The following is a 10,392-nucleotide window of genomic DNA, read 5'->3' as shown; positions in this document are numbered from 1 at the left end:
CACCAGGATCGTGGCCAGCAGCCGCAGGCTAACGGCGAGCAGGCCGCAAGTGGCGCCACGGGCGAGGGCGAGCAGCGCGGGGGCGAACGTCGTCATGGTGGTGGTGGCGCTGGTGGTGGCCGTCGCGACCGGGTCAAGGAGTTCGGCAAGGACTTCCGCAAGGGACCGCCGCGCGACGGCGCGCCGCAGCAGGCCGCCGGCGAAAGTCAGGGTCAAGCCCAGCCGCCACGCGAGGATCGCGGGCCGCGTCGCGATCACGACAACAAGGGTCGCGATCGTGACCGTAACAACAACAAGGGCGGCAAGTTCGGCGAGCGTGAGGGGCGTGGCGGCCGCGACTTCCGCGACAAGGGCGGCCGCGATAAGGGCGGCCCGTCGCTGCGGCCCTACGCCTCCAGCGCCAATCCGCGCGAGCGCGACCGGCCGATCGATCCGAACTCGCCGTTCGCCAAGCTGGCGGCGCTCAAGGAGCAGCTGTCGGCGAACAACCGCAAGGATTAGGCAAGGGCCGGGATCGTGCAGCGCTGATCGCGTGTCGAGCAGAGAGGGCGACACTAACGTCCGAGACTCCGTCAGAACGCCAGCGCCTCGACAAATGGCTGTGGCATGCACGGGTGGTGAAGGCGCGCTCGAGCGCCGCCGCGCTGGTCACGTCGGGGCATGTCCGTATCAACGGTGCGCGCGAGACCTCGCCGGGTCATGGCGTGAAGCGGGGCGACGTGCTGACCGTCGCGCTCGACCGCAGCGTGCGCGTGCTCAAGATCGTGGGCTTCGCGGAGCGCCGCGGCGACGCCACCTCCGCACGCGTGCTCTACGAAGAACTGAGCGAGCGGTCGTGACCGGGCTTGCCGGCGTCATTTAGGATTCAATTCTTGAACCCGCTTCACTTGCAGCACATCACGTCCTGCGCTAGTCCAAGCGCCAACACGTTTTTAGACTCGTTCCGGAGCGCTGGATGACTTACGTCGTCACTGAAAACTGCATCAAATGCAAATACACTGATTGCGTCGAGGTCTGTCCGGTCGATTGCTTCTACGAGGGCGAGAACATGCTCGTCATTCACCCGGACGAGTGCATCGATTGTGGCGTCTGCGAGCCGGAATGTCCGGCGGATGCGATCAAGCCGGACACCGAGCCGGCGTTGGAGAAGTGGCTCGGCATCAACGCCGACTATGCCAAGACCTGGCCCAACATCACCCAGAAGAAAGACCCGCCGGACGACGCCAAGGAGCACGACGGCGAGGCCGGTAAATTCGATAAATTTTTCTCGAAAAATCCCGGTTCCGGCGACTGATATTGCACTGCCGCAATGCAGCCGCTGGGCTGCCGCCGAAGCGCCGCAAAGGGCGCCTATGTTGGGAAAACACCACGCGGAAACAATGACGTAAGGCTCGATTGCGGTCGGCGATGACTGCAATTGTTCGAGCCACACCGCGCTCCACTTAACCCTAACGGCGCAGGACCGTCACAATACCAGTCGCCCGCCCTGTAAATCATTGATTTTTGCGGAGAATGTGTTATATTGGACACATTCTCAGAGCCAACCCGGCCATTGCGTACTTTGTGGCCGCCCTTTTCGGTTCCCGCAACATCAAACAGGGGCGTGGCAGTTCCGCGCGCAGGCTGTGTCACAGAAAACGCGTAAGAAGAGTGCTTCCAAGAGTACTAAAAAAGCCGCCGCGGCGAGCCGCAGCGTTTCCAAGAGCCGTGCCCGTACTCCTGTAAAGGAAGTTCGGGCTGCCGCGAAGGCGTCGGCTGCCAAGTCCACAAAGAACAAAAGAAGCGCAATGCCTGAAAAGACTGCCAAGACGCCTCTTAGCAAGACGCCTGTCAAAGAGACCGCTGCCAAGGCGACGGCCTCGAAGGCCGCTGCTGCCAAGGTGACTGCAAAGCCTGCTGCGCCGAAGCCTGCCGCACCGAAGACGGTTGCCCCCAAGGCTGCGCCGCCTGTGGCCGCTGCTGCCAAGCCCGTGACCGCCGCCAAGCCGGCCGCACCTGCCCCGGCGCCTGCGGAGAAGAAGGTGTTGACGCAGCGTCAGGGCTTCAAGACCAACGAATATGTGGTCTATCCGGCGCATGGCGTCGGTCAGATCCTGGCGATCGAGGAGCAGGAGATTGCGGGCGCCAAGCTCGAACTGTTCGTCATCAACTTCATCAAGGACAAGATGACGCTCCGCGTGCCGACCGCCAAGGTCGCCAATGTCGGCATGCGCAAGCTGTCCGACCCGACGCTGGTCAAGAAGGCGCTGGAGACGCTGAAGGGCCGCGCCCGCGTCAAGCGCACGATGTGGTCGCGTCGCGCCCAGGAATACGAAGCTAAGATCAACTCCGGCGACATCGTCGCGATCGCGGAAGTGGTGCGGGACCTCTACCGTTCGGAGTCGCAGCCTGAGCAGTCCTACAGCGAACGCCAGCTCTACGAGGCGGCGCTCGACCGTCTCAGCCGCGAGATCGCCGTGGTGCAGCACTCGACCGAGACCGAAGCGGTCAAGGAAATCGAGGCGCAGCTCGCCAAGAGCCCGCGCCGCGGCGCGAAGGCTGAAGCTGAAGCCGGTGCCGACGGCGAGGCTGACGCCGAGGGCGACGATGTCGATGGCGACGACAGCGCGGTCGCCGACGAGGCGGCGTAACACGTCACCGATTCAATTGAATACCAAAGCCCGGCCGCAAGGCCGGGCTTTTTTATTCGCGCCACGGTAGCAGCTGACCAAAACTGTACACGTGGTCTGACAACGTTGTGGGCTGCACAGGGGTGGCCGGGCTTCGGTTCAGCGCGACGATCGTCAGCTCTCAAATTGTCGCTTCGAGAGTTTGACGGCTAGCTGACCGCGGACTTTCGAAGTGACCTCGCGGCCGGTGGCCCGCTTCCATCTCCGAAGCTCATCGACGGTCAAGACGACCTTCACGATCCGTCCCTGCAGACGATCGCCAAGATCTTCGACTGCTTTTTGAGCCGCGGCGAGCCACTCTTCATAGGTGTCGTCCAGATCAGGGCAAAGCTGCCTGAGCTGATCCCATTCGTCTGGCTGATACCAAGCGATAGCAACGACCATATCGGCGGAAGCTTCGATCACGGCACGTCCTCGACTGCAACGATGCGCGGCGGCTTGCACTGCAGGAGTCGATACTCGCCTCCCCGCTATCGCAACTCCAACCCTCAATCCACCACGATCTTGACGCGGTCGCGCACCTTGACCTGAGCGTGGGCGTCGAGCCCGTTGAGCACGCGGAAGCGTTCGATCGGCCGGTCGACGCCGCTCATGCGGTGCGCGAGCGATTCCACGGTGTCTCCCGGCTGCACGGTGATGACACTGATCCGCAGCGGCCGCGCCGATTGGATCTCGTCGAGCGTCAGGCGGCGGAACGAGTTGACGGTCTCGCGCGCGTTGCGCTCGCTCTCGGTGGTCTTCTGCCGCGTGGCGAAGATGAAGCGATAGACGTCGGTGCCGAAGCGCAGCGCGTAGACTTTGAACTGCCAGGGATCGCCGCTGGCCGTGGTCGAGGCCGCCGGGAAGCCGTTGATGGTGATATCCTCGGTCGCCGACTTGTCGACGCCTTCCATCCAGCCGGAGTTGAGATAGTCGCCGAGCGACTGTTCCGCCGGTACCCGTACCACGTCGAAGCGCATCGCCTGCGCGCCGCCTTCGCGGACACCGATCACGGCTTGCGCGGTATTGTCGAGCGTGTAGTTCTCCGGCGCCTGGAACGTGAAGCCGAGTTTCGGATGCAGGAAGCGGCGGCCGCGCACGAACCCTTCGCTCGGGTCCTCGCCATAGACGATGTTGTCGATCGCCGAGAGATAGCTCTCGCGATCGTGCTCGTTGGCGTCCGGCGTGACGTAGTTCTTGGCCACCGTGGCCGCGTTCTGCACCCGCTCCGGCGTGGCCGGATGCGATGACAGGAAGTCCTGCGCGCGCAGATCGATCGGGGTCTTGCCGGCCTTCAGCTCGGCATTGCGCTCCATCGAGCTCAGGAAGCGGGCAGCGCCATAGGGGTCGAAATGCGCCTTGGCCGAGATGCCGACGCCGATGCCGTCCGCCTCGAATTCCTGGGCGCGAGAGAAGCTCGCCATCGTCAGCTTGGACTTGGCCAGCGCCAGCGCGGTGAAATCGGGATCGCCGTCGGAGGCAACGCGGGTGACGACCCGCGCCTGGTCCTCGCGGCTGGTGGCGTGTTTCGCCAGCACGTGCGCCATCTCGTGGCTCAGCACCGAGGACAATTCCGAGGTGTCGTTGGCGAGCGCGATCAGGCCGCGGGTGACATAGAGCTGCCCGGTCGGCAGGGCGAAGGCGTTGACCGCCCCCGAGTTCAGGATGGTGACCTTGTAGCCCTGCTCCGGATGATCGGACGCCGCAACCAGCCGCTCGACGGTCTTGTTGATCAGGGCCTCGAGATGAGGATCATCGTACGCGCCACCATAGGTGGTGAGGATGCGTTCATGCTCGCGATCGGCCGCGGGCGTGGTCTGCACGATGGCCGGCTTCGGCCGCGGCGTCGGCAACGGTGCCGTGCTGGTCTGCACATTGCCCATGCCGCTGCAGCCGGCGAGCGCGAGGCCCGCGCACAACAAGGCGGACGCGACCTGAAGGCCGCGAATCATCGCTCTCTCGTGCTGCTGCACAAATCCGTTCACGTCGCTACTCACGTACCTTCGTGGTCAGTTGTTGTTCAAAATTTCGATTTGGGCCACCCGGAGAATATCGATCCTCGGCCCAGAATTCCCGCCGCGCTGAGTCTCGACCCAGCCGCGCACCCGAATCCGTCGATTTTCGAGGGATTTAACGGCAAACCCGCCCGTCTCGAGCACGGGCATCATGCGCTTTGAAATAGTCACCGCGAAGCCCCGTGTCCAGTTGTATCCGAAGTTGAGATAGGTGGTCGCGCCCGCCTGTCGTACGGACAACACCTTCCCCTCGACAACCGTAAATCGCCCAATCCCAGACAAAATATCGTCTGGACTTTCCGCGTTTTTTATGACGGCCGCGCCCCAAATACCACGGTGATTGGCGCGGGCTTCGGCTTCCGCCGCCCCGAGCAGGCGCGCGCAGTCCGGATCCGCGATGTCAGCCGCGGCCAGTGCGTCGCCCTGCGCCAGCAATTCCCGCTGCACCAGTGTCCCGGAGCCCGTGAGTGTGACGAAGGCGCGCTGCCGTCCATAGCGGTCTGGCGCATCGTCGTCGCCGCGCAAGGTCACGTCGTGATTCGCAATCAGCGCCGTCAACGCCGCGCGAGCGTCGCGATGCGGGTCGGCGACGGTGGTCTCGATGCCAGCGAGCTTGATCTCGCGTCCGTCATCGAGACGGAAGCTGCTGCTGTCGACGATCTCGGTAACATGGCCATCGCCCTGCTCGGTGAACGCGCAAGGCGTGCCCGCATGTAGCGACGACACCGGGCCGATCGCGAGCGCAATCACGGCGAGCATCGGCAAGGCGCGATGCGCAGGCATGCTGTCGGCGTCCCCTGACAGATTCGACATGAGCACATCATCTCACGAAACATCCATTCCATCGAACGGAAAAAACGCATGTCGCAGCGGAGCTTGCTGCGCTAGCGACGCTGCGGCATGATACGGCCAACCACGATAACGGCCGTCGCTGATGCGGCGTGTCCGGCAGGGAGGACAATTGATGAGACGGATTCGATCCGGCGTGTGCGCGTCGCTGTTTGCATTGGCGTCGCTGTGTACGCTGGCCACCGCTGGCGCACAGGCGGAGGACAAGCCGCCGCTGAAGATCGGTGGCATCCTCGACATGTCGAGCCTGTATGCCGACATCACCGGTATCGGCAGCGAGACCGCGGCCAAGATGGCGGTCGAGGATTTTGGTGGCGAAGTGCTCGGCCGCAAGATCGAGGTGATCGCAGCCGACCATCTCAACAAAGCCGATCTCTCCGCCAACATCGCCCGCGACATGATCGACAACCAGGGCGTCGAGATGATTTACGACGTCGCGGCCTCCGCAACCGCGCTCGCCGCGGGCGAGATCGCCAAGGCCCGCAACAAGATCATCATGTTCAACGGTCCGGGCTCGATCCGGCTCACCAACGAGGCCTGCGGGCCGTACACGGTGCACTATGTGTTCGACACCTACGCGCAGGCCAACGTCACGGGCCTCGCCGCGGTGAAATCCGGGCTTGACACCTGGTTCTTCCTGACTGCGGATTACGCCTTCGGCCAGGACCTGGAGAAGGACACCAGCGCTGTCGTGACCAGGACCGGTGGCAAGGTGCTCGGCAGCGTCCGTCATCCGCTCAACACGTCGGATTTCTCATCCTTCCTGCTGCAGGCGCAGGCCTCCAAGGCCAAGGTGATCGGGCTCGCGAACGCCGGCGGCGACACCATCAACGCGATCAAGCAGGCGGCGGAGTTCGGCATCACCAAGGGCGGCCAGCGGCTGTCGCCGCTGCTCGCCTTCGTGTCCGACATCGACAGCGTCGGACTGGAGACTGCGCAGGGCCTGCTGCTGGCAGAAGCCTGGTACTGGGATCTCAACGACGACACCCGCGCCTTCACCAAGCGCTTCATGGCGCGCACCAAGCGGGTGCCGACCTCGGCGCAGGCCGGCGTCTATTCGTCGGTGCTGCATTATCTCAACGCGGTGAAGACCGCGGGGACCACTGAGCCAGGCGCCGTCATGAAGGTGATGCGCGACACCCCGATCAACGACATGTTCGCCAAGAACGGCCACATCCGCGCGGACGGCCGCATGGTGCACGACATGTATCTGTTCGAGGTGAAGAAGCCGAGCGAATCGAAGGGACGTTGGGACGATTACAAGCTGCTCGCCACCGTGCCGGGCGACCAGGCGTTCCAGCCGCTAGAGCAATCCCGCTGCCCGCTGGTGAAGAAGTGAAGCAACGTCGTTCCGGGGCGATGCGAAGCATCGAACCACAGATGCGCAATTGCGCATCGGGGGACGTCGACCTGAGTCCACCATCTCGAGATTCCGGGTTCGCGTCTTCGACGAGCCCCGGAACGACGGAAAAAAAGCCCAACTAATAAGAACGAGGCATCGCCCATGTCCGACATCGTCCTGCAGCAACTCGAAGACGGCCTGCTCACCATCACCATGAACCGTCCGGAGCGGCGCAATGCGCTCAATCCGGAGATGACCAAGGCGCTGGTCGACGCGGCGACGCGCGCGGTCGAGGATACGGCCGTGCGCGCGGTGCTGCTCAAGGGCGCCGGCGGCACCTTCTGCGTCGGCGGCGACGTCAAGTCGATGGCTGAGGGCAGGGCGCCGACGATGTTCGAGGCCAAGGTCTCCACCTTGCGCGAGCGCATGGAGGTGTCGCGCATTCTGCATCTGATGCCGAAGCCCGTGGTGGCGCAGGTCGATGGCGCCGCGGCCGGTGCCGGCCTGTCGATGGCGCTGGCGTGCGATCTGCGCGTGGCGTCCGAATCGGCCAAGATCACGACCGCCTTCGCTAAGGTCGGTTTGTCCGGTGATTACGGCGGCACCTATTTCCTCACCCAACTGCTCGGCAGCGCCAGGGCGCGCGAACTCTATCTGACCTCGCCGGTTCTGACCGCCAGCGAAGCGCTTGCATTGGGCATGGTGACGAAGGTCGTGCCCGACAGCGAGGTCGAGGCTGCCGCGCGTGAATTGGCAATGTCGCTGGCGCAGGGCCCGACAGTGACGCTCGGCTACATCAAGCGCAACATCAACAACGCCGAGACCTCCTCGTTAGAGGCCTGCTTCGACGGCGAGGCGATCCATCACTCCCGCTGCAGCGAAACCGCCGACCACAAGGAAGCCGCCAAAGCCTTCGTCGAAAAGCGCAAGCCGGTGTTTCAGGGAAAGTAGTTGCGCGCTTGCCGTCATTGCGAGGAGCGAAGCGACGACTTGTCCGCCGTAGCCGGAAGGTCGACGGCGGAAGCAATCCAGAATTCTTGCATTGCTCTGGATTGCTTCGCTTCGCTCGCAATGACGCGAGGATGAAGAGGATTCTTGCTAGGCGCAGCTGTCGCGAGAGAAGCGTGTCATGAACCATCTCCACCTCCGTCAGATCTGCCTGGTGGCGCCCAAGCTCGAACTCGTGGTCTCCGACATCACCGCGATCATGGGCCTCGAGGTCTGCTATCGCGACCCGCATGTCGGCAAATACGGGCTGGAGAATGCGCTCATGCCCGTCGACAGCATCCTGCTCGAAGTGGTGTCGCCGGCGCGCGAAGGCACGGCGGCCGGCCGCTTCCTCGACAAGACCGGCGGCCGCGGCGGCTACATGGCGATCTTCGCCTGCGACGATCCCGATGCGCGTGGTCGCTGCGCCAATGCGCTCGGCGTGCGGACCGCCAACGTGATCGATCACGCGCCCTATCACGGCGTGCAGCTGCATCCGCGCGATTGCCGCGCCGCCTTCATCGAGTTCAATCACACCGACGGCAGCGACGATGTGTTCGGCGCCTATCCGCCAGCCGGGCCGGATTGGCAGCGCGCGATCCGCAAGGACGTCACGCGGGCGCTGATTGCAGTCGAACTGCAAAGCGAGGCGCCGGCCGATCTCGCCTTGCATTGGGGACGGATCCTCGGCATCGCGCCGACCATCGATGCCGACGAAATGCCGCAGCTCGAACTGCCGAATGGGCGCATCCGCTTCGTACCCGGCGAGGAGGAGATCATGAGTGGGCTGATATTTCGGGTAGCTGATGTTTCGCGAGTCCTCGCCGCGGCCCAGGCACGCGGGCATGCGGTGACGGACGACAGCTTCATGCTTGGTGGCGTGACGTTTTCGCTAACAGCGTGAGCCATTGCGTTTAGCCGTCGTCCCGGGCAAGCGAGCAAAGCGAGCGCTGACCCGGGACCCATACGCCGCGGCCGTGCTGTGAGGCAGTCCGGTCGGTACCTTTCGTAACAACAAACGCCGCGGCGTATGGGTCCCGGCGCGAGGCCGGGACGACATCGGGGTGTGGCGCAGACGAGGCGCCGTCACCGTCCCTTGAAATTGGCGACGCGCCGTTCCTCGGTAGCCTTGACGCCTTCCTTGAAGTCCTCGGTGGCGCGCAGCCGGGTCTGCTCTTCGAGCTCGTGATTCGTCGCCGACATCACGCGGTCGGCGAGGCCGGCACGCATCGTGGCGCGGGTCGAGACCAGGCCGAGCGGCGAGCATTCGGCGATCTCGGCAGCGAGCTTCAGCGCGGCCGAGCGCACTTGATCCTGCGGCACCAGCACGTTGGCAAGGCCCCAGCGATAGGCCTCCTCGCCGGTGACGCGACGGCTGGTGTAGAACATCAGCTCCGCATTGTTCTTGCCGATCAGCTCCGGCAGCGTGGCCGTGAGCCCGAAACCCGGATGGAAGCCGAGCTTAGTGAAGTTGGCCGAGAAGCGCGCCTCGGGGCAGGTGACGCGGAAATCGGCCGACACCGCGAGGCCAAGGCCGCCGCCGATTGCGGCGCCCTGCACCGCGGCGACGATCGGCTTCTTGGCGCGGAAGATGCGCACGGCCTGGATGTAGAGATGGTTGATCGGGCCGAGACTGTCGGCCGGATCGCCCTTCGCCTTGCTCTCGGTCTCGCGGGCTTCCTGGGCCTGCCGCGCCGGATCGTTGAAATTGGCGCCAGCGCAGAACGCCTTGCCCTGGGCTGCCAGTACCGAGGCGCGAATCTCGATGTTGTTGTCGAACTGGTCCAGCGCGTCGGCGATCTGGTTGATCAGCGAAATGTCGAAGAAGTTCAGCGGCGGCCGGCGGATTTCGATCAGGCCGACATGGTCGTGGACCTCGACGCCGATGTCAGTGAATTTGGTCATGTGGTGTCTCCGGTGAGCGTAAATGTAACCGCCCGGGCGGCGCATCCTCTCCCCTTGTGGGAGAGGGTGGATCGCCGGCGCGGATGCGACGGCGAGCCGGGCGAGGGGTCTGTCTCCGCGGATGCAGACCCCTCACCCGGCTCGCTTCGCTCGCCACCCTCTCCCACAAGGGGAGAGGGTACACTGAGCAAGCCGCTTAGGTTTCAAAATCAATGCCTACCGCAGCCCCAGCCCGCGCGCGATGATGCCGCGCAGCACTTCCGTGGTGCCGCCCTGGATGGTCAGCTTCGGCGCGGTGCGGATTGCGAAGGTGAGCTGCTGCTCCAGCGTCTCGCGATTGCCGGCTTCTTCGTCGACGAACGCGGCGAGGTCGCGCACGCGATGCGGCAACCGCTGCTCCCACACCGTGCCGATGTCCTTGACGATCGAGGCCTCCACCACCGGCTCCTTGCCGGCCTGCAGCATGCCCGCCACCGACACCGACATGCGGCGCATGGTGTGAACTTGCGCGACCAGCCGTCCGATGCCCTCGGCGCTGCGGCTGTCCGGATTGGGGCCGACCGCGCGTACGAGCTCGGTCAGCACGTAATAGGTCTCGAGGAAACGTTCGGGCCCCGAGCGTTCATAAGCGAGCTCGCTCGTTGCC

General features: G+C 64.4%; 11 protein-coding genes and 1 pseudogene. 7 read left to right on the top strand and 5 right to left on the bottom strand.

Annotated elements, in window-relative coordinates:
- The 4 genes and pseudogenes from WA702_RS02175 to WA702_RS02160 form a co-directional block, all read left to right on the top strand.
- A pseudogene (locus WA702_RS02175) lies at positions 1-501 on the top strand (helicase-related protein); the annotation flags it as partial.
- Positions 502-527: 26 nt separating this feature from the next.
- Positions 528-839, top strand: coding sequence for an RNA-binding S4 domain-containing protein (locus tag WA702_RS02170; protein WP_425108881.1), 312 nt, complete (start codon positions 528-530; stop codon positions 837-839).
- Between the two features lie 116 nt (positions 840-955).
- Positions 956-1,294 (top strand): ferredoxin FdxA, encoded by a 339-nt coding sequence (gene fdxA, locus WA702_RS02165; RefSeq protein WP_425108879.1) that lies wholly within the window; start codon positions 956-958, stop codon positions 1,292-1,294.
- A gap of 493 nt (positions 1,295-1,787) precedes the next feature.
- Positions 1,788-2,630, top strand: coding sequence for a CarD family transcriptional regulator (locus WA702_RS02160; RefSeq protein WP_425108878.1), 843 nt, complete (start codon positions 1,788-1,790; stop codon positions 2,628-2,630).
- Positions 2,631-2,783: 153 nt separating this feature from the next.
- Here the strand turns inward: WA702_RS02160 and WA702_RS02155 are convergent, their stop codons facing one another.
- From WA702_RS02155 to WA702_RS02145, 3 genes are all read right to left on the bottom strand, one after another.
- Complete coding sequence (locus WA702_RS02155) at positions 2,784-3,074, bottom strand: hypothetical protein (protein WP_425108877.1); 291 nt, start codon at positions 3,072-3,074, stop codon at positions 2,784-2,786.
- A gap of 83 nt (positions 3,075-3,157) precedes the next feature.
- On the bottom strand, positions 3,158-4,600 hold the full coding sequence (locus WA702_RS02150; protein WP_425108876.1) for a M48 family metalloprotease: 1,443 nt from the start codon (positions 4,598-4,600) through the stop codon (positions 3,158-3,160).
- Between the two features lie 57 nt (positions 4,601-4,657).
- A complete protein-coding gene (locus WA702_RS02145; protein ID WP_425108880.1) occupies positions 4,658-5,422 on the bottom strand; it encodes a thermonuclease family protein in 765 nt (254 codons plus the stop codon).
- 205 nt (positions 5,423-5,627) lie between these two features.
- Between WA702_RS02145 and WA702_RS02140 the strand changes: the two genes are divergently transcribed.
- From WA702_RS02140 to WA702_RS02130, 3 genes are all read left to right on the top strand, one after another.
- Positions 5,628-6,851, top strand: a complete 1,224-nt coding sequence (locus tag WA702_RS02140) for an ABC transporter substrate-binding protein (RefSeq protein WP_425108875.1) — start codon at positions 5,628-5,630, stop codon at positions 6,849-6,851.
- 165 nt (positions 6,852-7,016) lie between these two features.
- Positions 7,017-7,805, top strand: coding sequence for an enoyl-CoA hydratase (locus WA702_RS02135; protein ID WP_425108874.1), 789 nt, complete (start codon positions 7,017-7,019; stop codon positions 7,803-7,805).
- 178 nt (positions 7,806-7,983) lie between these two features.
- On the top strand, positions 7,984-8,745 hold the full coding sequence (locus WA702_RS02130) for a hypothetical protein (protein WP_425108873.1): 762 nt from the start codon (positions 7,984-7,986) through the stop codon (positions 8,743-8,745).
- Positions 8,746-8,927: 182 nt separating this feature from the next.
- Here WA702_RS02130 and WA702_RS02125 read toward each other — a convergent pair whose 3' ends face one another.
- Both WA702_RS02125 and WA702_RS02120 read right to left on the bottom strand, forming a co-directional pair.
- Positions 8,928-9,746, bottom strand: a complete 819-nt coding sequence (locus WA702_RS02125) for an enoyl-CoA hydratase/isomerase family protein (RefSeq protein ID WP_425108872.1) — start codon at positions 9,744-9,746, stop codon at positions 8,928-8,930.
- Positions 9,747-9,962: 216 nt separating this feature from the next.
- Positions 9,963-10,392: acyl-CoA dehydrogenase family protein (locus tag WA702_RS02120; protein ID WP_425108871.1), on the bottom strand; the 430-nt coding region annotated here is incomplete at its 5' end.

Origin of the sequence: Bradyrhizobium sp. (assembly GCF_049798375.1) — a bacterium.
Lineage (GTDB): Bacteria > Pseudomonadota > Alphaproteobacteria > Rhizobiales > Xanthobacteraceae > Bradyrhizobium.
Note: the sequence above shows the minus strand (reverse complement) of the source record. Positions and strands in the feature narration are given on the sequence as shown.

Excerpts from the sequence above, each read along its gene's own strand:
- WA702_RS02145 (WP_425108880.1), bottom strand. The coding sequence starts at position 5,422 with ATGCTCGCCGTGATTGCGCTCGCGATCGGCCCGGTGTCGTCGCTACAT.
- WA702_RS02140 (WP_425108875.1), top strand. The coding sequence starts at position 5,628 with ATGAGACGGATTCGATCCGGCGTGTGCGCGTCGCTGTTTGCATTGGCG.
- WA702_RS02150 (WP_425108876.1), bottom strand. The coding sequence starts at position 4,600 with ATGATTCGCGGCCTTCAGGTCGCGTCCGCCTTGTTGTGCGCGGGCCTC.
- WA702_RS02135 (WP_425108874.1), top strand. The coding sequence starts at position 7,017 with ATGTCCGACATCGTCCTGCAGCAACTCGAAGACGGCCTGCTCACCATC.
- fdxA (WP_425108879.1), top strand. The coding sequence starts at position 956 with ATGACTTACGTCGTCACTGAAAACTGCATCAAATGCAAATACACTGAT.
- WA702_RS02125 (WP_425108872.1), bottom strand. The coding sequence starts at position 9,746 with ATGACCAAATTCACTGACATCGGCGTCGAGGTCCACGACCATGTCGGC.
- WA702_RS02130 (WP_425108873.1), top strand. The coding sequence starts at position 7,984 with ATGAACCATCTCCACCTCCGTCAGATCTGCCTGGTGGCGCCCAAGCTC.
- WA702_RS02160 (WP_425108878.1), top strand. The coding sequence starts at position 1,788 with ATGCCTGAAAAGACTGCCAAGACGCCTCTTAGCAAGACGCCTGTCAAA.